This is a genomic window from Micromonospora sp. MW-13, assembly GCF_003434305.1.
In the GTDB taxonomy this organism is placed as follows: domain Bacteria; phylum Actinomycetota; class Actinomycetes; order Mycobacteriales; family Micromonosporaceae; genus Micromonospora.
Genome location: NZ_QKKX01000056.1, coordinates 1 through 23,032, shown reverse-complemented (window position 1 = coordinate 23,032; position 23,032 = coordinate 1). Strand labels below are relative to the sequence as shown.

The following is a 23,032-nucleotide window of genomic DNA, read 5'->3' as shown; positions in this document are numbered from 1 at the left end:
TCAAGAGGCATGGCGGCGGAACCCATTGACCTTGACGACATTCGCGACCGGGCCCGGCGGTGGCTCGACGACGACCCCGACCCGGCCACCCGCGAGGAGCTGCGGGCCGTGCTCGACCGGCTGCCGGCGAGCGCGCCCGACCTGGCCGACCGGTTCGCCGGGCCGCTGACCTTCGGCACCGCCGGGCTGCGGGGACCGCTGCGGGCCGGCCCGAACGGGATGAACCTCGCGGTGGTCACCCAGGCCGCCGCCGGGCTGGTCGGCTGGCTCGCGGCCCAGGGCGCGACCGGCCCGCTGGTGATCGGGTACGACGCGCGGCACGGTTCCCGGGAGTTCGCCGAGCGCACCGCCCAGGTCGCCACCGGCGCGGGCCGGCCGGCGCTGCTGCTGCCCCGCCCACTGCCCACCCCGGTGCTGGCGTACGCGGTGCGGCAGCTCGACGGGGCGGCCGGGGTGATGGTCACCGCCAGCCACAATCCCCCGCAGGACAACGGCTACAAGGTGTACCTGGGTGCCGGGCTCGGCGGCGAGCTGGGCGCGGGGGCGCAGATCGTGCCGCCCGCCGACGCCGGGATCGAGGCGGCCATCCGGGCGGTCGGCCCGCTCGCCCGGGTGCCGCTCGGCCCGGCCGGCCAGGTGCTCGGCGACGACCTGGTCGCCTCGTACGTGGAGCGGGCCGCCGCCGTGGTCGACCCGGCCGGGTCGCGGGACCTGAAGGTGGCGTACACGCCGCTGCACGGGGTGGGTGCGGCGGTGCTGACCGCCGCCTTCGCCCGCGCCGGGTTCGGCGTTCCCGGCGTGGTGCCCGACCAGGCGGAGCCCGACCCGGACTTCCCGACCGTGAGCTTTCCCAACCCGGAGGAGCCGGGGGCGGTGGATCGCCTCGTCGAACTCGCCGAGCGCACCGGCGCGGACCTGGCGATCGCCAACGACCCGGACGCGGACCGCTGCGCGGTGGCCGTCCGCGACGCGAGGACGGGCTGGCGGATGCTGCGCGGCGACGAGGTGGGCGTCCTGCTCGCCGACCACCTGATGCGCCGGGGCGTACGGGGCCTGTACGCCACCACGATCGTGTCGTCGTCCCTGCTGCGGGCCATGTGCGCCGCCCGTGGCCTGCCGTACGACGAGACGCTGACCGGGTTCAAGTGGATCGTCCGGGCCGGCGGCGGGTCCGCGCCGCTGGTGTTCGGCTACGAGGAGGCGCTGGGCTACTGCGTCGCCCCGGAGCACGTACGCGACAAGGACGGCATCACCGCCGCGCTGACCGTCGCCGAGCTGGCCGCCGGCCTCAAGGCGGAGGGGCGCACGCTGACCGACCGGCTGGACGAGCTGGCCGCCGAGTTCGGCGTGCACCACACCGACCAGCTCTCCGTCCGGGTGGACGACCTGCGGGTGATCGCCGACGCGATGGCCCGGGTCCGGGCGGCCACCCCGACCGCGCTGCTCGGGCACCCGGTCACCGAGGCGCGGGACCTGCTGCCCGAGGCGGACGTGGTCATCCTGCGCACCGACGCGGCCCGGGTGGTGATCCGCCCGTCGGGCACCGAGCCGAAGCTCAAGGCGTACCTGGAGGTGGTGGAGCCGGTCGCGAACGGCGACGTGCCAGCGGCCCGCGCCCGCGCGACCACGGCCATCGCCGCCCTCCGCACCGAAATCGCCACTACCCTGAACCTCTAACCCCCAGCCCCACCCCACCCACCGCCAGCCGAGTTGATCAAGAAGTTTGCGTCGGGAATCCTGCCGTCGCCGACGCAAACTTCTTGATCACCGCGTGCACACCCGGGGGCGGGGGGAGGGTTAGGGGCGTTTGCCTAGGGCGGCGTCTACCGCGGTGCCCAGGGCGGTGACGACCAGGGCTACCGAGGGGCGGACGACTGAGTCGTCCAGGCCGACGGTGCCGGAGAAGCCGGCGCCGCCGGCGATCTCCTCCAGCCGCACCCGGGCGTCCCGGGCGGCGTCGCCGGTCAGGCCGAGCGCCGGCTCCATCCGGAGCACCGCGACCAGGGTGGCCAGCGCGGCGGTCCGCTCGTCGGGAAGGTGCCCGCCGGCCAGCGCCTCGGCGAGCCGACGCCGGATGTCCTGCTCCACCGAGGCGTCCGTCGTCGGGTAGCGGTGCACGTGGATGAAGCCCAGCTCGGTCTCGTCGACGTCACGCACCACGCCCCGGCCGACCAGGTCGCCGAGGATCCGGTCGCGCAGGCCGTGACGCAGCCGCTGGACCCAGGAGGAGGGGGTGTGCGGGGTGTCGGCGGCGACCCGGGCGAGCACCTCGTCGAGGGTCGACTCACCCGTCGGGGTGGGGTCGGTGACCGTCAGGTTCCCGTCGGCGTAAGCGATCCGGCCGGCCAGGGCCAGTTCGATCAGGACCGCGGCGGCCATTCCCAGGTCGAGGCTGATCCGCGGCATCGTCGCCTTGCCGGATTCGTCGTCGTAGGCGAGGAGCAGCAGCTCTTCGGCAAGCGCAACACCAGTCATGGCCCGAGACGGTAGCGCCTGCGCGCACCCGGCGCGCACCCAACTCGCCAACGGCGTTGGGGCTGCCTCCGGTCGATGCCTGAAGGCGGGAAGAGGCTCCTTCCCCCGCCGCTGTCGAACGGCAGCGGCCCGCCGGGGGCACCGGCGGGCCGGGCGACCGTCAGAAGCGGGGCATGCCGCCGAACTGGCGGTCGCCGGCGTCGCCGAGGCCCGGGACGATGAACATCTTGTCGTTGAGGCCCTCGTCGATGGAGGCGGTGACCAGCCGCAGCGGCAGGCCGGACTGCTCCAGCCGCCGGATGCCGACCGGCGCGGCCAGCACGCAGAGCACGGTGATGTCGGTGCAGCCCCGGTCGGCGAGCAGCCGGCAGCAGTGTTCGAGGGATCCGCCGGTGGCCAGCATCGGGTCCAGGACGAGCACCGGCAGGCCGGCCAGGTCGCGGGGCAGCGACTCCATGTACGCCCGCGGCTCGTACGTCTCCTCGTCGCGGGCCAGGCCGACGAAGCCCATCGAGGACTCCGGCAGCAGGCCGAGCGCGGCGTCGGCCATGCCCAGGCCGGCCCGCAGCACCGGCACCAGCAACGGCGGGTTGGCCAGCCGGGTGCCCTCGGTGCCCGTCACCGGGGTCTGTACGGGGTACTTCTCGACGGGGAAGGAGCGCGCGGCCTCGTACACGAGCATGGTGGTGAGCTCGTGCAGCGCGGCCCGGAACGAGGAGGAGTCGGTGCGCGCGTCCCGCATGGCGGTCAGCCGCGACTGGGCGAGCGGGTGGTCAATGACGTGTACGTCCACGATCGCTCAACCTACCGAACGGTCGGCTCCCGCAGCGCGGTTGCGGGCGCGGCAGCGACCCCGCTCACCCCGGCGGCACCCCGACGACGCTGCGGCGGCGCGGCGCCGCCCGCGACGGCCACCCGTGACCAGGATCACAACATGAGTGGATGCGTAGAATTCCCGGCATGACGGCGACAGCGACGTCGGCCCGGTCGGACCTTTCCGAGCTGGGGCGATCCGAGACCGCTCTGCGGACCTTCCTGCACGGCCTGCCCGGCGTGGACCAGGTGGGCGCGGAGCAGCGGGCGGCACAGCTCGGCACCCGCTCCATCAAGACCACGGCCAAGGCGCAGGCGATCGACCTGGCCATCCGGATGGTCGACCTGACCACCCTGGAGGGGGCGGACACCCCCGGCAAGGTCCGGGCGCTCGCGGCCAAGGCGCTGCGTCCCGATCCGGCCGACCCGTCCTGCCCGCACGTCGGCGCGGTCTGCGTCTACCCGGCGATGGTCCCGCACGTGGCCGAGGTGCTGGCCGGCAGCGGCGTGCACCTGGCCAGCGTGGCGACGGCGTTCCCGTCCGGGCAGGCGCCGCTGGAGGTCAAGCTCGCCGACACCCGGGCCGCCGTGGCGGCCGGCGCGGACGAGATCGACATGGTGATCAACCGGGGCGCGTTCCTGGCCGGGCGGTACTCCGAGGTCTACGACGAGATCGTGGCCACCAAGTCCGCCTGCGGGGACGCCCACCTCAAGGTGATCCTGGAGACCGGCGAGCTGGCCACGTACGACAACGTGCGGCGGGCCTCCTGGCTGGCCATGCTGGCCGGCGGCGACTTCATCAAGACCTCCACCGGCAAGGTCCCGGTCGCCGCCACCCTGCCGGTGACCCTGGTGATGCTGGAGGCGGTCCGCGACTTCCGCGCCGCCACCGGGCGGCAGGTCGGCGTGAAGCCGGCCGGCGGGATCAAGACCACGAAGGACGCGATCAAGTACCTGGTGATGGTCAACGAGACCGTCGGCGCGGACTGGCTCGACCCGGACTGGTTCCGGTTCGGCGCGTCCAGCCTGCTCAACGACCTGCTCATGCAGCGCACCAAACTGACGACCGGCGTCTACTCCGGTCCCGACTACTTCACCCTGGACTGAGCGTGAACTTCGAATACGCGCCCGCCCCCGAGTCCCGCTCGGTGGTGGACCTCAAGCCCTCGTACGGGCTCTTCGTCGACGGAAAGTTCGTCGACCCGACCGACGGTGGCAGCTTCAAGTCGGTCAACCCCGCCTCCGAGGAGGTCCTCGCCGAGGTCGCCGAGGCCGGGAGCCAGGACGTGGACCGCGCGGTCCACGCCGCCCGCAAGGCGTACGAGAAGGTGTGGGGCCCGATGCCGGGCCGGGACCGGGCCAAGTACCTGTTCCGGATCGCCCGGATCATCCAGGAGCGCTCCCGCGAGCTGGCCGTGCTGGAGTCGCTGGACAACGGCAAGCCGATCAAGGAGTCCCGGGACGTCGACCTGCCGCTGGTCGCCGCGCACTTCTTCTACTACGCCGGCTGGGCCGACAAGCTGCCGCACGCCGGCTTCGGGCCCGACCCGCAGCCGCTGGGCGTGGCCGCGCAGGTCATCCCCTGGAACTTCCCGCTGCTCATGCTGGCCTGGAAGATCGCCCCGGCGTTGGCCGCCGGCAACACGGTGGTACTCAAGCCCGCCGAGACCACCCCGCTGACCGCGCTGCTGTTCGCCGAGATCTGCCAGCAGGCCGACCTGCCGGCCGGCGTGGTCAACATCGTCACCGGCGCGGGCGACACCGGCCGGGCGCTGGTCGAGCACCCGGGCGTGGACAAGGTTGCCTTCACCGGCTCCACCGAGGTCGGCCGGGCCATCGCCCGGTCGGTCGCCGGCACCCGCAAGAAGCTCACCCTGGAGCTGGGCGGCAAGGCCGCGAACATCGTCTTCGACGACGCCCCGGTCGACCAGGCGGTCGAGGGGATCGTCAACGGCATCTTCTTCAACCAGGGGCACGTCTGCTGCGCCGGCTCCCGGCTGCTGGTCCAGGAGTCCGTCGCCGAGCAGGTGCTGGAGTCGCTGAAGCGGCGGATGGCCCGGCTGCGGGTCGGCGACCCGCTGGACAAGAACACCGACATCGGGGCGATCAACTCGGCCGCCCAGCTCGCCCGCATCCGCGAGCTGTCCGACGCCGGCTCGGCCGAGGGGGCCGAACGCTGGTCGCCGCCGTGCGAGCTGCCCGAGCGCGGCTTCTGGTTCGCGCCGACGATCTTCACCGGGGTCACCCAGGCGCACCGGATCGCCCGGGAGGAGATCTTCGGCCCGGTGCTGTCCGTGCTGACCTTCCGCACCCCGGCCGAGGCCGTCGAGAAGGCCAACAACACGCCGTACGGGCTGTCGGCCGGGATCTGGACCGACAAGGGCTCCCGGATCCTGTGGTTGGCCGACCGGCTGCGCGCCGGGGTGGTGTGGGCCAACACGTTCAACAAGTTCGACCCCACCTCACCGTTCGGCGGGTACAAGGAGTCGGGCTACGGTCGCGAGGGCGGCCGGCACGGGCTGGAGGGCTACCTCAATGTCTGAGCGGGTCGCGGTACGCAAGACGTACAAGCTCTTCATCGGCGGGAAGTTCCCGCGCAGCGAGTCGGGACGGTCGTATCTCGTGCAATCCGCGAACGTGTCGTTGGCCTCCCGCAAGGACGCGCGGGACGCGGTGGTCGCCGCCCGTGCGGCGGTGAAGGGCTGGGCCGGGGCGACCGCGTACAACCGGGGGCAGATCCTCTACCGGGTCGCCGAGATGCTGGAGGGCCGCCGCGAGCAGTTCGTCGGGCTCGGCGTGCCGGCCGACGAGGTCGACGCGGCCGTCGACCGCTGGGTCTGGTACGCCGGCTGGTCCGACAAGCTCCCCCAGGTGTACGGCGGCGCGAACCCGGTCGCCGGCCCGTACTTCAACCTGTCCGCGCCCGAGCCGACCGGCGTGGTGGCGGTGGTGGCCCCCGAGCAGCCGGCGCTGCTCGGCCTGGTCAGCGTGATCGCCCCGGCGATCGTCACCGGCAACACGGTGGTGGTGGCGGCCTCCCCGGCGCAGCCGCTGGCGGCGGTGACCCTGGCCGAGGTGCTGGCCACCTCCGACCTGCCCGGCGGGGTGGTCAACGTCCTGACCGGTCGGCTGGCGGAGACGGTGCCGACGCTGGCCGCGCACATGGACGTCAACGCGATCGACCTGACCGGCGTGGCCGACGCCGAGCTGGCGGCGGACCTGGAGGTCCGGGCCGCGGAGAACCTGAAGCGGGTGCTCCGGCCGGCCCCGGCCGGCCACGACTGGTCCGCCGACCCCGGCATCACCCGGATGACCGCGCTGCTGGAGACGAAGACGGTCTGGCACCCCAAGGGCGTCTGAACCCCACCCACCCACCGCTGGCCGGCGCCCCCTCGGGGCACGGGGCGGGCGCGGGGGGCGGGGTGGGCTGGGGGCGAGGAGGTTCTACTACGGGAGGTAGGATTGACGGGTGACGCGGCTTGGGGATCTTGAACGTGCGGTGATGGACGTGCTGTGGGACACCGTCCCGGGCACGTCGGACGGGGTGACCGTGCGCGAGGTCGCCGACGCGCTCGACGGGCGCGAGCTGGCCTACACGACGGTGATGACCGTGCTGGACCGGCTCGCCGGCAAGGGCATGGTGCGGCGGCAGCGGGAGGGGCGGGCCTGGCGGTACCGGGCCGCGGCCAGCCGCGAGGCGCACATCGCCCAGCTCATGCTCGACGCGCTGGACCTCGGTGGCAGCCGGGACGCCGCGCTGGTGCGCTTCGCCCACTCGGTCACCGGGACCGAGGCCGACGTGCTGCGCGCCGCCCTGGGCGCCGAGGCGGCCGGGGCGCTGACCGACCGGGTCGAGGATCCGCGTACGGACCGGGCCGGGCAGCCCGCCCTGGCCGACGAGGCGACGGACCGGTAGGGCCGCCGTCATGGCGTACGCCGCGCACTTCGCCGCGACGGTCCTGGCCTGCTACCTGACCGCCCAGGTCCTGGCGGCCTCCACCTGGACGTGGCGCAGCCCCCGGGTGGCGATCGTCTGCTGGCAGGCGGTCGGGCTCGCGCTCGGCCTCTCCGCGATGGGCCTGCCCATGGCGCTCGGGCTGGCCGCGTACGACCGGCCGACGGGCGGCGCGCTGCTCGCCCTCGGCACCGACCTGGCCCACGGCACCCTCCCCGCCGGGACGGGCGCGATCCACCTCGGGCTGGTCGGCGTCGGCTTCGGCATCGGGGCGGTGCTGCTCACCACGACGGTACGCAGCCTGCACGCGGCCGTCCGGGCCCAGCGCCGGCACCGGGACCTGCTGACCCTGGTCGCCCGCCGGGACCCCGAGGTGCCGGGGGCGTTGGTGCTGGACCATCCGAGCGCGGCGGCGTACTGCCTGCCGGGTGTGCGTCCCCGGGTGGTGGTCAGCGCCGGGGCGCTCAGCATGCTCGACCGGGCCGAGCTGGAGGCGGTGCTCACCCACGAGCGGGCGCACGCGCAGGAGCGGCACGACCTGGTGCTGCTGCCGTTCACGGCGCTGCGCCGGGCGCTGCCCTGGTTCCGTTGGGTACGCCACGCGCACGAGCGGGTCTCGCTGCTGGTCGAGATGCGTGCCGACGACAAGGCCCGGGAGCTGCACGCCGAGGCGCCACTCGCGGGCGCGCTGCGGCGGTTCGCGGCGGCCGGCCACCGGGTCACCCCGGCCGGCGCGCTCGGCCTGGGCGAGGGGGACCTGGACGTCCGGGTCCAGCGGCTGCTGGTCGCCGACCGGCCGCCCCGGCTGATCGGGGCCACCGCGCTGGCGGTGGCGGTCACCCTGGTCGCGCTGCCGATCTCGCTCTTCCTGAGCTGACAGCCACGGGCCTGACGACTCCCGATCCTGGCCGCCACCGCACGCCCTCCTATAGGTAGCCAGTCTACGTGTAGGCTCTCTACCAAAAGCGAGCCTACCTCCGGAGAGCGGCCATGGACCCCCTGCTCCTCGCCCGTCTGCAGTTCGCCACGACCACCTCCCTGCACTTCCTCTTCGTTGCCGTCACGCTCGGGCTGGTCACCCTGCTGGTCGGGCTTCAGACCGCCTGGGTGCTGACCGGCAACCCGGCGTACGAGCGACTGACCCGGTTCTGGGGCCAGCTCTACGTGATCAACTATGCGCTCGGCATCGCCACCGGAATCGTGATGGAGTTCCAGTTCGGGCTGAACTGGAGCGGCCTGTCGCGCTACGTCGGCAACGTGTTCGGCGCGCCGCTGGCGATCGAGACCCTGGTGGCGTTCTTCCTGGAGTCCACGTTCCTCGGCATGTGGATCTTCGGGTGGCACCGGCTTCGCCGGGGCGTCCACCTCGCGCTGCTGTGGGGCGTGGCGCTGACCGCGTACGCCTCGGCGTTCTGGGTCATGGTGGCGAACTCCTGGCTCCAGCACCCCGTCGGCTACGAGGTGCGCGACGGGGTGGCCCACCTGACCGACTTCGGCGCCCTGCTCACCAACCCCACCCTCGGGATGGCGTTCGGGCACGTGGTGGCCGCCGCCCTGCTCACCGGCGGGATGCTGATGGCCGCGGTGAGCGCCTGGCACCTGATCCGGCACACCGCCGACTTCACGCTGTTCCGCACCTCGCTGCGGATCGGGCTGGTCACCGCGGCGCTCGCGGTCAGCCTGGTGGTGGGCTTCGGCTTCGCCCAGTTCGGTCCGGTCGGGCAGGTGCAGCCGACCAAGTTCGGCGGCGGCGCGGACCAGGGCGCCCTGGTCGCCGAGTGGACGGCCCGGTTCGGGCCCGGCGACTACGCCCCACCCGTGCTGGCCGACGTCGGGCTCGGCTTCATGATCATGATCGGCATGCTGCTCGGCTGCGTCTGGCTGCTGCTCCCGCTGCTCTGGCGGGACTGGATCATCCGGCTCCGCGTCCCGCTCTGGATCACCCTGCTGGCGCTGCCGCTGCCCTTCGCGGCGGTGCTGCTCGGCTGGATCGCCCGCGAGGTGGGCCGCCAGCCCTGGGTCGTGTACGGCCTGTTGCCCACCGGGCAGGCGGTCTCCCCCGTCGGGCCGGGCGTGATGCTCGCCTCGCTGATCGGCTTCACCCTGCTGCTCGGCGCGCTCGCCGTCGCCAACGGGATGCTGTTCGCCCGGTACGCCGCCAGGGGCGCCGCCGACCCGGCGCTCGGCCGCCCGCCCGCCCCGGCCCCCGAGCCGGCCCGCCCCATGTCCGTCCTCGCCTGAGGGAGCCGCCCCGTGGAACTCGCCTGGTACGCCCTGCTCGGCCTCTTCTTCGCCGTCTACCTGGTGCTCGGCGGCTACGACTACGGCGTCGGGCTGCTGCTCGCCCGGGGCGGCGGCCCGGACCGCCGCCGGGCGGCGCTCACCGCCGTCGGCCCGTTCTTCCTCGGCAACGAGGTCTGGCTGGTGGCCGCGGCCGGCATCCTGTTCGGGGCGTTCCCCACCCTGGAGGGGGAACTGCTCTCCGGGTTCTACCCGGTCGTCGCCGCCGCGCTGGCCGGGGTGGTCGCGGTGGCCGTCGGCGTGCAGTTGCGCAGCCGCCCGGCCGACGGTCGGGCCCGGGCCGCCTGGGACCGGGTGGTGGTCGCCGGCAGCCTGCTCGCCGCGCTCGGCTGGGGCGGGCTGCTCGCCGGCCTGCTCCAGGGCGTGCCGCTGACCGCCGCCGGGCACGTGGCGGGGCTCGGGCACGTGGTCACCCCGTTCGTGGCCGCCGCCGGCATCGCGATGGTGGCCCTGGTCACCGTGCACGGTGCGACCTTCCTCACGCTCCGGCTCCCGGCCGCCGACGCCGCGCCGCTGGCGCGGACCGCCCGCCGGCTGGTCGCGGTGGCGCTCGCCGCGGTCGCCCTGGCCACCGTCGCCGGCGGCCTCTCCGATCGGGTACGCGCCGCGGCGCAGCGCCCGCTGTTCGCCGTACTGCTGCCGTTCGTGCTGTTCGCGGCGCTGCTGGTGGCCCGGGCGGCGCTCGCCCGGCGGCGGCCCGGGGTGGCCTTCGCCGCCACCTCGGCGGCGCTGGCGCTGCCGGTGGCGCTGGTCGGAGCGGCGCTCTGGCCCCACGTGCTGGTCTCCACGGTCGATCCGGCGGCGTCGCTGAGCGTCGCCGGCGCGGCGGCCAGCGGGCCGACCCTGGCGCTGCTGGGCTGGCTGACGGTGCCGCTCCTGCCAGCCCTACTAGGCTTTCAGGCGATGTGCTGGTGGGTGTTCCGGGGACGGACCGACGGCAGGGCACCGGTGTACTGGTGAACCGCCGTCCCTTCGACCCGCGTCTGCTGCGCCGGGTCCCCGCGGCCCGGCGCGACCTCGCCGTGCTCGCGCTGCTCGGCGGACTGACGGCGCTACTGGTCGTGGCGCAGGCGACCGCGCTGGCCACGCTGCTGGCCACCGCGATCGACGGGCGGCTGGACCGGCCGGCGTTGGCCGGTCTCCTCGCCGCCGTGGCCGGGCGATCGGTGGTCACCTGGGCCCAGGGCACGGTGGCGGCGCGGGCCGCCGCGACGGTCAAGGCCACGCTCCGGGGGGACCTGCTCGCGGCCGTCGGCCGGCACGGCCCCGGCTGGGTCGCCGGCCAGCGGGCCGGCCAGCTCGCCACCCTGGCCGGGCGCGGGCTCGACGCGCTGGACGCGTACTTCACCGGGTACCTTCCGCAGCTCGTGCTCAGCGTCACCGTGCCGGTGGCCGTGCTGGCCCGGATCGTCCTCGCCGACTGGGGCTCGGCGGTGATCATCGCGCTGACGCTGCCGCTGATCCCGGTCTTCGGCGCGCTGCTCGGCTGGCAGGCGCAGGCCGCCACCGAACGCCAGTGGCGGCGGCTGTCGCTGCTCGGCGGGCACTTCCTCGACATGGTCGCCGGGCTGCCCACCCTGCGCGCGTTCGGCCGGGTGCGCGGACAGGTCGAGGTGGTACGCCGGATGGCCGACGGGCACCGGACCGCGACGATGAAGACGCTACGGATCGCGTTCCTGTCCGCCCTGGTGCTGGAGCTGGTCGCCACCCTGTCGGTGGCGCTGGTCGCGGTGCCGGTGGGCATCCGGCTGCTCGGCGGCGGGCTCACCCTCTCCACCGCGCTGCTGGTGCTGCTGCTCACCCCGGAGGCGTACCTGCCGCTGCGGGCGGCCGGCAGCCGGTTCCACGCCAGCATGGAGGGGCTGACCGCGCTGGACGAGGCGCTCACCCTCTCCGCGGTCGAGCCGGCCGCCGGCCGGCCGGAGCCGTCGCCGGCCCCCGACGGGCGGGGCGAGATCCGGTTCGAGGGCGTCACGGTCGAGTACGAGCGGACGGTCGCGCTGCGGGACGTCACGCTGACCATCCGGCCCGGCGAGCGGATCGCCGTCGTCGGGCCCAGCGGCGCGGGCAAGAGCACCCTGCTCAACCTGCTGCTCGGCTTCGTCGCCCCGACGCGGGGCCGGGTCACCGTGGGCGGGGTCGACCTCGCCGGCGTCGACCCGGACGGCTGGCGGAGCCGGCTCGCCTGGGTGCCGCAGCGCGCCCACCTGTTCGCCGCGACCCTGGCCGACAACATCCGGCTCGGCGCGCCCGACACCGACGACGACGCGCTCGCCGCCGCGGTCACCGCCGCCGCGCTGGACGAGGTGGTCGCCGCCCTGCCTGACGGGCTCGGCACCGCGCTCGGCGAGCGCGGCCACGGCCTGTCCAGCGGCCAGCGACAGCGGGTGGCGCTGGCCCGGGCGTTCCTCCGGGACGCCCCGGTGGTGCTGCTCGACGAGCCCACCGCGCGGCTCGACACCGCCAGCGAGGCCGTGGTGCTGGCGGCCACCCGCCGGCTCGTCGCCGGCCGGACCGCCCTGCTGGTGGCCCACCGGCCGGCGCTGCTGGAGGACGCCGACCGGATCCTGCGGGTCGAGGACGGCCGGGTCACCGAGCTGGTCCCCGCGAGGGTCACGGAGGCGGCCCGATGAGCACCGGTCCCGCCGACGCCACCTCCCCCACGCCGGACCCGGGCCCGGGCGCGGGCGCCGCCACGGCCCCGCCGCCGGGCCCGGGTGCGGGGACCGCCACGGCCCCGCCGGACGGCGGGAGCGTCCGGGCCGCCGAACGGGCCGTGCTCCGGCTGGCCCGGCCGTACCTGGGGCGGCTGGCCGGGGCGGGGCTGCTCGCCGCCGCCACCGAGTTCGCCGGGCTGGCCCTGATGGCCACCGCCACCTGGCTGTTGATGAGCGCCGCCGGCCGGCCGCCGCTGGACCGGCTCACCGTGGCGATCGTCGCGGTCCGGGCACTGGCGATCGGCCGGGGGGTGTTCCGCTACACCGAGCGGCTGGCCGGCCACGACGCCGTGCTGCGGATGATCACCGATGTACGGGCCCGGGTGTTCGCCACGCTGGCGGCCCGGGGCGACGCCGCCCGGGGACGCACCGGCGACGCGCTGAGCCGGCTGGTCTCCGACGTGGAGGCGGTCCAGGACCTGCTGCTGCGGGTGATCGTGCCCGGGTCGGCCGCGGCGGGGGTCAGCGTGCTGGCCGTGGCCGGAGCCGGCCTCGTCTCGCTCCCGGCGGCCGGGGTGCTGGCGCTGGGCCTGCTCGTCGCCGGCGTCGCGCTGCCGCTGGCGGCCACGGCGCTGACCCGCCGGGCGGCCGACGAGGTGGCCCCGCTGCGCGGCGCGCTCGCCACGGACGCGGTCGACCTGACCCAGGGCGCGGCCGACCTGGCCGCCTTCGGCGCCACCCGGCAGGCGCTGGACGCCGCCGCGGGACGGTCCCGGCGGCTGGCCCGGCTGGAACGGCGGCTCGCCGCGACCGGTTTCGCCGTGGACGCGGCCGGGGTGCTGGTCGCCGGGGCGACCGCCGCCGGGGTGGTGGTCGCCGCGCTGCGCGCCGGGGTCGGCGGGGTGCTGGTCGGAGTGCTGGCGGTCGGCTCCCTGGCCGCCGTCGAGGTGGCGCTCGCCCTGGTCGGGGCCGCCCGGCAGCGCACCCAGCTCCGGGCCGGCCTGGTCCGGGTCGCCGCCCTGCTGACCGCCCCGGAGGTCGCCCCCGAGCCCGGCCCCGCCCCGGTGACCGCCGCGGCCCCGCACGACGTGCGCCTGGACGAGGTGACCGTGCGGTACCGGGCGGGCGTCGCGCCGGCGCTGGACCGGGTCACCCTGGACCTCCCGGCCGGCCGCCGGGTCGCCGTGGTCGGTCCGAGCGGCGCCGGCAAGAGCACGCTCGCGGCCGTCCTCACCGGCACGGTGCGCCCCGAGGGCGGCCGGGCCACCCTGGACGGGGTGGACCTGTCGGCGTACCCGGCGCAGGAGCTGCCCCGGGCGGTCGGCGGGCTGCTCGCCGAGGCGTACGTCTTCCACACCACGGTCCGGGAGAACCTGCTGCTCGGCCGGCCCACCGCCGACACCGACGCGCTGGCCGCCGCGACCCGGGCCGCCGGCCTGCTCGACTGGGTGCGCGCCCAGCCCGCCGGCTGGGACACCGTGGTCGGCGAGGAGGGCGGGCAGCTCTCCGGCGGCCAGCGGCAGCGCCTGGCGTTGGCCCGGGCGCTGCTCGCGGCACCCGGGGTGCTGGTGCTCGACGAACCGACCGAGGGCCTCGACCCGGCCGCGGCCGACGCGGTGCTCGCCTCGACGCTGGCCGCCACCCCGGCGGGGCACTCGGTGCTGCTGATCAGCCACCGGCTCAGCGGGCTGGCCGGCCTCGACGAGATCATGGTGCTCGACGCCGGCCGGGTGGCGCAGCGCGGCCGGCACGCCGAGCTGGTGGCCGCGCCGGGCTGGTACCGGGACCAGTGGCTGCTCCAGGAGGCGGCGGAACGCGGCTACCTGGCCCTGACCCGGCACCCCTGAGCCGGGTTCCGGGAATCCCCCGACGCGCGCCTGGGCTCCGCCGTGGCAGGCTCGGCCCCATGGGCCGCTGGGACGACGTACGTGTGGAGGACCGGCTGCGCGAGCTGGCCGACCGGCTGCACGGTCCGCCACGGCTCAAGGCCGACCTGCTGGCCGAGGCCCGGCACGGGTTGCAGGACGCCGTCGAGGCGTACCGGAACGGAGGGCTGTCGGCGGCGCAGGCCGAGCGGCGGGCGGTGGCCGAGTTCGGCGACGCCGCCCGGCTCGCCCCGGCCTACCAGGCGGAGCTGGCGGCCGGTTCCCTCCGCGGTCTGGCCATGCGGGTGCTCGCGGTGGCCGGGATCCTGATCGTGGCCGGCGACCTGACCTGGCGCGGGTCCAGCTGGAGCGACGGGCCCGGCCCGCCGGCCGGCTACCGTCTGCTGTCCGCGTCGCTGAACGGTATCTGGGTCACCACCGCGCTGCTGGCGGCGGCCGGGTTGCTGCTGGTGGCCGCCTCGGCCCGGTCGACCCACCCGGTCCTGCCCCGGCTCGCCCGGCTGACCGGCTTCGGGCTCACCGCGACGCTCGCCCTCGGCGTGCTGGGCGGCGCGGCGCTGTACGGCTGGTCGGTGGGGCTGTGGGCGCCGGCCCGCACCTGGCCGCCGATGATCGTGGGCGCGCTGCTGACGAGCGCCGGGTTCCTCTGGACCGCCCGGGCCGCCCGGGCCTGGCTGCTCGCGGCCCGCTGACCCAGGCCGACCGGCGGGCGGCCCCGCCGGGCGGGGCTGCCGCAGCCGGTCGCGCCCGGCGGGGCGGGGCGGGGCGGCCGGCGCGGCCTTCGCTGGCCGGCTCCGGGACCCCGACCCGGGGGGCCTGACGTCGTGGTCAGGCCGGGGTGGCGGGGCTGTCGTCGAGGAACCGGCCGACGGTGATGCTGAACTCCCGCCAGCCCGCCCGCTCACCGGCGAGCGCCCGACGCCCGGAGTCGGTGAGCTCGTAGGTCCGGCGCTCCCGGCCGTTGACGGTGCTCCAGGTGCTGGCCACGTGCCCGGCCCGCTCCAGCCGGCGCAGCGCGGGATAGATGGTGCCGGTCGGCAGGTCGAGGCTGCCGTCGCTGCGCGCCCGAAGCGCCTCGATGATCGCGTACCCGTGCAGCGCGCCCCGCTCCAGCACCGCGAGCAGCAGCGCGTCGAGGTGTCCGTGCAGCGCCTGGGCCTTCATAAGTAGCAACGCTACTTGTCAGCCCGCCGGACCGCCAGCGGGGTGCGGGCACCGGCCCCCGAGCCGCCCACTAGGGTATGTGCCCAGAGTCACTCGGCGGCCGGAGACGCCGCCGGGTGGGCAACCCGAAGCACACGGAGGTCAGCGTGGCCCGCCAGTCGCCCCAACGGCCCGACGCCGACGAGCCCGAGCTCGACGAGACCGACGGCACCGCCGAAGAGGTCGAGGAGGAGGTCGAGCGCCCGGCTGCGCGGGACATTGACCGCTCGCTCTGGGACGAGGTGCGCATCGACCCGGTGGAGATCGCCCTGCCCGCCGGCACCGGCTACACGCTGCGGGCGTACCGGCCGGCGCGGGAGTTGGCCCCCACCGACGTCGCCGACCGCGACGCCGACGACCCGTTCCTGGCCCGCCGCCAGGCGATCGAGGCCGACGAGGACGACGACGAGGTCGTGATCCTCGACGAGGAGGTCGCCGCGGAGTTCGCCGAGGCCGAGGCGGAGGAGAACGGCGGAAAGTCCCGGCGGCGGGGCGCCGGAGACTCCTCGACGAAGGCCGACGGGGACGAGACCGCCGAGGCCGCCGAGGACAGCGAAGGCGACGACGAGGCCGACGAGGACGAGGCCGACGAGGCGGGCGACGAGGAGGTCCCGGTCTTCCTCAGCCACCGGGGCAAGCTGCTGCTGTTCAAGACGCCGGAGTCGCTGGTCAGCTTCGTCCAGTCCGGAGCGCCCACCGACATGTCCCAGCTGGACAGCTGGGACGAACTGTCCGATCGGTTGACCCCGGCCGACATCGCGCCCCTCGACGAGGACACCTACGAGCTCGACCTGGTCGTGGAGAACCTGCGCGGCGGGCACGACACCTGGGACGCTCCCCTGCTCATCGAGGCCGGCGAGGCGGCCCGGGACATCGCGTACGGGCTGCGCCTGCCCGCCGTGCTGGACATGCTCTCCCCCGGCTCCAGCCTGGACGACCTGGACGAGGCGCTGCGGGCCACGGCCAACGGCGGGATCGGCGGCTTCCTCGGCCGGCGGCGGCTCAAGAAGATCGGGGCGCAGACGGCAAGTCTCGGTTGGCGCACCATTGTCGGCAAGATCTCTGCGGTCGTGGACTGGCGCGACTGACGCGTTCCAGGGAGCATCAGTCTCTGGCAGAGAAAGACCTCAGTCCCGGGAGGAGGACGACGCCGTGGCGCTCGTGCGCGTGTACTGCGGTCTGGCCTCAGCGGATCCGGCCGACCGACCGGCTTCGGCCGGTTCGACGCTGACGTCCGCTGTCGTCGACGACGCAGGCCGGCTGCTCCATGTCTGCGAGATCGGCGACGACCCGGCCGGCTACGCTGAGCTGGTCGTGCTGCTCGTGGAGCGGTCGGGCGGGCCGAGTGGCGCCGCAATCGCGTCCGACAGCGACGACCACACAGTCACCTCGCTGCTCAGCGCCGCCGGGCGGCCACTGGCCATCGCCGACGACGACTCTGTGGACGACTTCGCCGAGCGGTTCGCCGACGACGACTCGCTGGAGGAGATGCAGTCCCCGCCGGCCGAGCGGCGGGCGGTCGGGCTGGCCCGGGCCCTCCAGGCCGGGGCGCTGTCCGCGGTCACCCTGCCGGCCCCCCGGGACCTCGCCGGCTACAAGCAGGTCCTCGCGGCCCACGCCGCGCTCGCCAGCGGCCGGCACTCCGCCGCGGTGGCGCTGCGCGAGGTGCTGCGCGAGCTCTACCCGGCCGCGCTGCGCGCGTACCCGGATCCGGCCGAGCCGGTCGCGCTGGCCGTGCTCGACGCCCTGCCCGAGCCCGGCATGCTGGGCGGCACGATCGCTCCGGGACGGGAGATGTCGGTGGCGGCGGACGCCATCGCCGCCCACCTCGCGACCGACGGGGTGGCCGACGCCGACGAGATCAACGAAGCGGTGACCGCCCTGCGGGTCGCCATCTCCGAGACCCCGCGCCGCGCGGCGGTCAGCCGGGCGCTCACCTCGGCCGTGGCGGAGACGGTCCGTCAGGCGGTCGCCTCGGTGCGGGCCTGCGACGCGGGCTGCGAGGCGCTGGTCAGCGCACTCGGCGCCCGGGTCACCACCCCGGTCCCCGGCCGGCGGGCCGCCGCCCGCCGGGGCGAGCCGGTCGCCGAACTGTCCGGCCTCGGCGGCACCGGCACCGGGCTGCGCGCGTTGCGGCCCACCGAACCCGAGCCGGTCGGCCGCCGCAGCCGCCCCGAGCCGGTCCCCGGCAGCGGAATGCCGGCCTCGCCCCGGCCCCTCGGGCCACCGCCGGTCGCGCCGGAGCCGATCGCCCCGCCGCCGATCGCCCCGCGCCCGATGAGCCCGGCCGCCACGGCCACCCCGCCCGTCTCCGCACCGCCGTCGGCCGGCGAGCCGCGCCGGATGGTGGACGGGCCGACCAACCGGCCGGTGTCCGCGCCGCCGCCCCCGCCGCCGGGGATGACCCCGTTCGCGCCGGCCCAGCGCGAGCGCGGCTCGGTGCCGCCGGCCGAGGCCGGCGAGCCGTTCCGGCCCACGCTGACCACCGCCGCGATCCAGCACGCCCGGGCGGAACGGCAACGCACCGTCATCCCGCCCCGGCCGAAGACCACCGGCGAGTCCGCCCCGCCCACCGGCGGGTTCAGCGCCACCGACCTGAGCGTGCCGGTCCCGGCCCCACGACCCGGCCAGGAGTCCGCTCCCCCGGGTTCCCGGGCGAACTGGCCGCTGGTCAACAACCCCGAGGACCCGCCCGAGAGCGCCGCCGACAACCCGGTCGTCCGGTCCTTCGAGGACCGGCAGCCGCGACAGATCGACGGGCCGACGGAGCTGGTCCCGACCGACGGGCGGGTCACCCCGCCCTGGCTCGCCGACGACCTGCCCCAGGAGCCGCCGATGCTGCGGCTGGTCGAGCCGCCGCCGCTGGCGGACCGGGCCCTGCGCGAGGGTCCGGCCCCGGCCGGCGACCCGCACCTGGAGACGCCACCACTGCGGCTGGTCGACCGCGGGGAGCCCACCCGCCCGGGCCGGCCCGCCGCACAGCCCCGCCCGGACCGGCCCGCGATGGAACACCGTCCCGACCGGCCCGCCATGGAGCACCGTCCCGACCGGCCCGCGATGGAACACCGCCCCGAGCGGCCCGCGATGGAACACCGCCCCGACCGGCCCGCCATGGAACACCGACCGGCCCCGGTCCAGCCGCCGCGTGCCGCGCCGATGGAGCGGCGCACGCCGCCGATCTCGGACGAGGGCGACGGCGACCTGCTGATCTTCGCCGCCGCCAAGTCGGCCTGGTTCGTGGGTCACGCCGACGAGGCCGAACTCGACTGGTCGAGCACCGCGGACACCGGATGGCAGGCCGCCGAGCAGGCCGCCCGGCCGGCCGTGGGCGCCGAGACGAAGGCCGGGCTGCCGAAGCGGGTGCCACAGGCCAACCTGGTCCCGGGTTCCCCGCTCCGCGAGGAGCGTCCGCTGCGGATCGTCCGCGACGCGGCCAGCCTGGCCGAGAACACCACCGGCTACTTCCGGGGCTGGCGCCGCGGGCAGGAGATCGGCGGCTTCGCGGTCGGCGGGCGTCCGGGCCGGGAAGCGGCCGGCGGCTGGGACTTCACCCGGGACACCGGGGACCGCGACGACGACCGGGAGTACGAGTACCGGTCCGCCGGATACCGGTCCTGAGACCGGGCACGCCCGATCCGGGCGGCCCGGCGTGCCGACGCCACGCCGGTGGGCCGCCGCCCCGGACCCGCCGCACCCCGTGGCGGGTCCGCCGGGACGCCGGGACGACACCGGCCGGGCCGGGTCCGCACCCACCACCGTCGATCCCCCGGAAACCGCCTCCCACCTGCGTGTTCCTGCCCACACCCGGATGAGTTGACGCCGGGTCGCGGCGGCCGGGAGCATACCCGGCGTAGCGGCCGGCGGCAGGTGTCGCCGGGGTGGGAAGGCGACTGCAACATGGCGACACCGGCAAGCGACCCGGCCACACCCCACCGGCGGGGGGTGCTCGCGGCGGCGGCGGGCGTCCTGTTGCTCGCCGCCTGCGGGCGGACCGGGGCGGAGGACGGTCCCACCGCTGGCGCCGGTCGGACCGGCGGCCAGGAGCTGGTGCTCGGCGTCAGCCTGGAGCTGACCGGCGCTGGCGCGGCGCTCGGCGTGCTCCAGGAGCGGGCCCTGCGGATCAGCCTGGAGTCGCTCAACGCCGACGGTGTGCCCGTCGGCAACCTGCGCCGGACCGTCCGGCTGGAGGTGCGCGACAACGCCAGCGACCCGGAGCTGGCCGCCCGGCACGCCACCGACCTGATCCGGCGGGACGGGGCGCACGCCCTGCTCGGCGGGACCCTCACCGAGACCTCGGCCGCCATCGTCGGCGTCGCCCAGCAGCTCCAGACCCCGTTCGTCTCGCTGGCGTACGGGGACGGGATCGTGCTGCCGCTGGCCCAGCGGACGTACGTCTACAAGCTCACCCCGGACGCCTCCGACGTGGCCCGCCGGCTGGCCCGCCTCATCGCCTCGCAGGGGCGGAAACGGGTCGTGGTGCTGGCGGCGGACGGGCTGCACGGCAACTCCGGCGTACGGGCGATGTCAGCGGCCCTGCGGGCCGTCGAGCTGACCCCCGGCGCGGTCGTCCGGCTGCCCCGGGCGGGCGAGAGCTTCCTACCGGCCGCGCGACGGGTGGTGGCGGCGAAGCCGGACGCCGTGGTGGTCTGGGGCACCGCCCCCGACACCGGCGGGGCGGCCCGCGCGTTGCGCCAGGCCGGCCACCGTGGGCCGCTCTACCTGGACGCCGGTGGCGTCGCCGAGGAGACCCTGGCCGACGGCAACGTGGCAGCCCTGGAGGGCGCGTACGCGGTGCACCCGATCTGCCTCGGCGGATCCACCCTCACCAACACCACCACGACGGCCCTGGCCCGGCGGGACTTCGTGTACCGCTACATCCAGCGGCACGGCGGCTTCAGCGGCTTCGCCCCGTACGCCTCGGACGCGCTGCAACTGCTCGCCAACGCGGCCCGGTCGGCGGCCAGCGTGGACCGGGGGCGGCTGCGGGCGTACCTGCAGAACCAGGTCACCGAGGGCCTCGCCGGGGCGTACGCGTTCGCGCCGATCCGGCACGGCGGCATGGACCGCAACTCCCTCGGCGTCTACCGGGTCGACCACGGCGGCTGGGTCCGGCTGTCCTGACCGATCCGCCCCGTCGGCCCCGCACCGCCGGCTCGCCGCGGAACGGGCGGCGGGCGGATCGGGCGGCTGAGGGCGGACGACGCCCTCGGACAGCCTGCGGAGTCGCCCCGATGCGGGCTGCGGGCGCGACCGGATCTCCGGACAGCCGGAAGCGCCCGGTGACCCGGCGGCGTGCCGGTCACCGGGCGCTTCCCGGGGCGAATCTCAGGCCGGCGTGACGGCGCGCGAGCGGCGCATCGTCAGCACGTACTCGACCAGCGAGATCAGCACGTGCTTCGTCGACTCCCGGTTCCGGGCGTCGCAGGCCACCACCGGCACGTCCCGGGAGATCGCCAGCGCATCCCGGACATCCTGCGGGTCGTGGTACTGCATCCCGTCGAAGCAGTTGATGGCCACCAGGTACGGCAGCCGCCGGTGCTCGAAGAAGTCGATGGCCGCGAAGCAGTCGGCCAGTCGTCGGGTGTCGACCAGGACCACCGCGCCGATGGCACCCCGGACCAGTTCGTCCCACATGAACCAGAACCGGGTCTGGCCTGGGGTACCGAACAGGTACAGGATCAGGTCCCGGTCGATCGAGATACGACCGAAGTCCATCGCCACCGTGGTCGTCGTCTTGCCCGGCACCTGCCGGGTGTCGTCGACGCCCACGCCGGCCGAGGTCATGATGGCCTCTGTGGTCAGCGGCGTGATCTCCGAGACCGAGCCGACCAGCGTCGTCTTGCCGACGCCGAACCCACCGGCGATAACGATCTTCGCCGACGTCACCCGACCGCTCGGCGCGGGCGGGCGGTGCGACATGTCAGAGCCTGCGAAGTCCACTCAGCACCCTCTCCAGCAGTTCAGTGCCCACCGCGTCGTCGGAGTCGTCCAGGATGGTCGGCTCGTGGACCGCGACTAGGCCGTCCGTCGCCATGTCGGCGATGAGCACCCTAGCCACGCCGAGCGGGAGTTGCAGTCGCGCCGCGATCTCGGCGAGCGACTGCACACGTCCGTCACACAGCGCGGCGATGTACTGGTGTTCACGACCCTGGCTGCCGTTGCCACTGGCAGCGGTACGGCCGCGCACCGTCGTCTCGACGAGCGCCTCCAGGGCGATGTCCAGCCGGGGACGGGTACGACCGCGGGTCACGGCGTACGGACGGACCAACGCTCCGGTCGGCTCGTCACGATCGACCATCTCGCCGCTCACCTCCTTCGTCCCCGACACCGGTTGGCCCTGGAACGGAACCCGCCGTCGATGTCCTTGCCACCCCACCTGACCCACCGGTCAGCGCGTGGTCAGCCCATCATCCCCACAGCCGCACGCGGCTGTGGGGTCAACGCGTCGCCCACCCGGTCGACCAGGAGGGCCATCTCGTAGCCGACCTGCCCGACGTCGCAGCTACGGGCGGCGAGCACGGCGAAGGACGACCCGTCCGAGATGGACATCAGGAACAGGAAGCCGTTGTCCATCTCGACCACCGTCTGCAACACCGCACCGCCCTCGAAGCAGCGCGCCGCTCCCTGGGTCAGGCTCACCAGCCCGGACGCGATCGCGGCCAACTGGTCGGCCCGGTCACGCGGAAGGTCTCGTGACGACGCGAGGAGCAGGCCGTCCGCGGAGACGGCGACCGCATGCGCGACACCGGGCACCCGGTCGGCGAAGTTGGCCAGCAGCCAACCGAGATCCTGCGTAGTTGTCATCCTTGTTGCTCCTTCTGCCCGCTCCCGGCCACCGGGCCTGAGCCAGACTGCGAGGACTGCTGCCCTCCCGGAGTCACCTCCGGGCTGGTCGGGTTGCCGTCGGGCTGGGTACGCCCGCGCTGCACACCTCGATGGTAGGCGGAGAGTAGACCGCGGACCCCCTCCGGCGTACGGCGCTGGGCGGAGGCGACCGGCTTCTCCACCGCGCCGGGCACCAACTGGGCCATCGGCACCCGCTTCGGCAGACCCTTGCGGGTGGTCTCCGCGACCGGGACCTCGGTGGCCGCCGAGGCGGCCCGCCAGCCGTCGTCGGCCGCGGTCTGCCAGGGGCTGCCGGGCCGACGGGCCGTCAGCGGGCCGTCAGCGCGGCCGGGTTGGCCGGCACCGTTGGTTGTCAGCCCGTTGTCGCGGGGCACTCCTCCGGCCATCGGAATGTCTGCCATCGGTGCGTTACCTGTCGTCCCGGGTGCTGGTGTCTGAACGGCCCGGCCGGCGACGTCGACCGCGGAGAACTGCTGGGTCGCTGCGCCGTTCGTCGGGGCCGCGGCTCCGTTGGCGGGCGCGGGCTGGGCGGCGCCCTCCTCAGCGCCCGCCCGGCGGGTGCGGAACCACGCCGACTCGAGCTCCCGGAAGATCGGCAGCTCCATCGTCTCGTCGGCGTAGCGCTGCCGGTTCTGGGCCGGTGCGGGCACCGGCCGGAGCGGTGCCGGCGGGGCCGGCTGGGCGGACGGCACGTCGGTGCGCGGCACCCGCGGCAGCTCCGTGGTCATGTCCAGGGCGGCGGCGAGGCGCTCGGGCACCGGCGGGGTGGCCGGCTCCCGCTCCGGCGCGGCCACCGGCGGCCAGGCCGGCGGCGCGCCCGGCACCTGGGCCGACGGCGCCGGGCGGCTCGGCAGCGGCGGCGCGGAGAACGGCTGGCCGGAAACCGGCGGCGCCGA

The 23,032-nt window shown here is 75.5% G+C and carries 19 protein-coding genes and 3 pseudogenes; 15 read left to right on the top strand and 7 right to left on the bottom strand.

Going from position 1 to position 23,032, the window contains the following annotated elements:
- Positions 1-9: 9 nt before the first annotated feature.
- Positions 10-1,677, top strand: coding sequence for a phospho-sugar mutase (locus C5N14_RS24550; RefSeq protein ID WP_117671090.1), 1,668 nt, complete (start codon positions 10-12; stop codon positions 1,675-1,677).
- Between the two features lie 120 nt (positions 1,678-1,797).
- On the opposite strand, the gene C5N14_RS24545 is transcribed toward C5N14_RS24550, so the two are convergent.
- Complete coding sequence (locus tag C5N14_RS24545; protein WP_117671088.1) at positions 1,798-2,475, bottom strand: GPP34 family phosphoprotein; 678 nt, start codon at positions 2,473-2,475, stop codon at positions 1,798-1,800.
- Between the two features lie 160 nt (positions 2,476-2,635).
- Positions 2,636-3,268, bottom strand: coding sequence for a uracil phosphoribosyltransferase (upp, locus tag C5N14_RS24540; protein WP_117671086.1), 633 nt, complete (start codon positions 3,266-3,268; stop codon positions 2,636-2,638).
- Between the two features lie 167 nt (positions 3,269-3,435).
- Here upp and deoC point away from each other — a divergent pair, with 167 nt between their 5' ends.
- From deoC to C5N14_RS24490, 10 genes are all read left to right on the top strand, one after another.
- Positions 3,436-4,395: a deoxyribose-phosphate aldolase gene (gene deoC, locus C5N14_RS24535; RefSeq protein WP_117671084.1), complete on the top strand. Its 960-nt coding sequence runs from the start codon at positions 3,436-3,438 to the stop codon at positions 4,393-4,395.
- A complete protein-coding gene (locus C5N14_RS24530) occupies positions 4,392-5,831 on the top strand; it encodes an aldehyde dehydrogenase family protein (RefSeq protein ID WP_207892860.1) in 1,440 nt (479 codons plus the stop codon). Before deoC ends, C5N14_RS24530 begins: the two co-directional genes overlap by 4 nt.
- Positions 5,824-6,648, top strand: a complete 825-nt coding sequence (locus C5N14_RS24525; protein ID WP_117671080.1) for an aldehyde dehydrogenase family protein — start codon at positions 5,824-5,826, stop codon at positions 6,646-6,648. The genes C5N14_RS24530 and C5N14_RS24525 overlap by 8 nt, the downstream gene beginning before the upstream one ends.
- Before the next feature lie 109 nt (positions 6,649-6,757).
- A complete protein-coding gene (locus C5N14_RS24520; RefSeq protein ID WP_117671078.1) occupies positions 6,758-7,204 on the top strand; it encodes a BlaI/MecI/CopY family transcriptional regulator in 447 nt (148 codons plus the stop codon).
- A 10-nt stretch (positions 7,205-7,214) separates the two neighbouring features.
- Positions 7,215-8,120, top strand: a complete 906-nt coding sequence (locus tag C5N14_RS24515; protein ID WP_117671076.1) for a M56 family metallopeptidase — start codon at positions 7,215-7,217, stop codon at positions 8,118-8,120.
- A gap of 113 nt (positions 8,121-8,233) precedes the next feature.
- Positions 8,234-9,484, top strand: coding sequence for a cytochrome ubiquinol oxidase subunit I (locus C5N14_RS24510; RefSeq protein WP_117671074.1), 1,251 nt, complete (start codon positions 8,234-8,236; stop codon positions 9,482-9,484).
- Between the two features lie 12 nt (positions 9,485-9,496).
- Complete coding sequence (locus C5N14_RS24505; RefSeq protein ID WP_117671072.1) at positions 9,497-10,504, top strand: cytochrome d ubiquinol oxidase subunit II; 1,008 nt, start codon at positions 9,497-9,499, stop codon at positions 10,502-10,504.
- Entirely contained in the window at positions 10,501-12,177 is a 1,677-nt protein-coding gene (cydD, locus tag C5N14_RS24500; RefSeq protein ID WP_117671070.1) for a thiol reductant ABC exporter subunit CydD, read from the top strand. Before C5N14_RS24505 ends, cydD begins: the two co-directional genes overlap by 4 nt.
- Positions 12,174-14,048 (top strand): thiol reductant ABC exporter subunit CydC, encoded by a 1,875-nt coding sequence (cydC, locus tag C5N14_RS24495; protein ID WP_117671069.1) that lies wholly within the window; start codon positions 12,174-12,176, stop codon positions 14,046-14,048. The genes cydD and cydC overlap by 4 nt, the downstream gene beginning before the upstream one ends.
- Before the next feature lie 59 nt (positions 14,049-14,107).
- Positions 14,108-14,779 carry a permease prefix domain 1-containing protein gene (locus C5N14_RS24490; RefSeq protein ID WP_117671067.1) on the top strand — a complete coding sequence of 224 codons (672 nt, stop codon included), beginning with the start codon at positions 14,108-14,110 and terminating at the stop codon, positions 14,777-14,779.
- Positions 14,780-14,915: 136 nt separating this feature from the next.
- On the opposite strand, the gene C5N14_RS24485 is transcribed toward C5N14_RS24490, so the two are convergent.
- Positions 14,916-15,251: a PadR family transcriptional regulator gene (locus C5N14_RS24485; protein WP_117671065.1), complete on the bottom strand. Its 336-nt coding sequence runs from the start codon at positions 15,249-15,251 to the stop codon at positions 14,916-14,918.
- Positions 15,252-15,367: 116 nt separating this feature from the next.
- Here C5N14_RS24485 and C5N14_RS24480 point away from each other — a divergent pair, with 116 nt between their 5' ends.
- The 4 genes and pseudogenes from C5N14_RS24480 to C5N14_RS24470 all read left to right on the top strand — a co-directional run bounded on the left by C5N14_RS24480 (position 15,368) and on the right by C5N14_RS24470 (position 20,411).
- Entirely contained in the window at positions 15,368-16,378 is a 1,011-nt protein-coding gene (locus C5N14_RS24480; protein ID WP_117671063.1) for a DNA primase, read from the top strand.
- A gap of 64 nt (positions 16,379-16,442) precedes the next feature.
- Positions 16,443-17,991, top strand: a pseudogene (locus C5N14_RS34265) (transposase); the annotation flags it as partial.
- Between the two features lie 86 nt (positions 17,992-18,077).
- Positions 18,078-18,908 (top strand): annotated as a pseudogene (locus C5N14_RS34260) (hypothetical protein); the annotation flags it as partial.
- 279 nt (positions 18,909-19,187) lie between these two features.
- Entirely contained in the window at positions 19,188-20,411 is a 1,224-nt protein-coding gene (locus tag C5N14_RS24470; RefSeq protein ID WP_117671059.1) for an ABC transporter substrate-binding protein, read from the top strand.
- Positions 20,412-20,615: 204 nt separating this feature from the next.
- Here C5N14_RS24470 and C5N14_RS24465 read toward each other — a convergent pair whose 3' ends face one another.
- The 4 genes and pseudogenes from C5N14_RS24465 to C5N14_RS24450 form a co-directional block, all read right to left on the bottom strand.
- The gene (locus C5N14_RS24465) at positions 20,616-21,209 is read right to left on the bottom strand and encodes an ATP/GTP-binding protein (protein WP_117671057.1); all 594 of its coding nucleotides are present in this window, start codon (positions 21,207-21,209) and stop codon (positions 20,616-20,618) included.
- Position 21,210: 1 nt separating this feature from the next.
- Positions 21,211-21,588, bottom strand: coding sequence for a DUF742 domain-containing protein (locus C5N14_RS24460; protein WP_117671196.1), 378 nt, complete (start codon positions 21,586-21,588; stop codon positions 21,211-21,213).
- Positions 21,589-21,689: 101 nt separating this feature from the next.
- A complete protein-coding gene (locus tag C5N14_RS24455) occupies positions 21,690-22,094 on the bottom strand; it encodes a roadblock/LC7 domain-containing protein (RefSeq protein WP_117671056.1) in 405 nt (134 codons plus the stop codon).
- A pseudogene (locus C5N14_RS24450) lies at positions 22,091-23,032 on the bottom strand (ATPase); the annotation flags it as partial. The pseudogene C5N14_RS24450 and the gene C5N14_RS24455, both read right to left, overlap by 4 nt.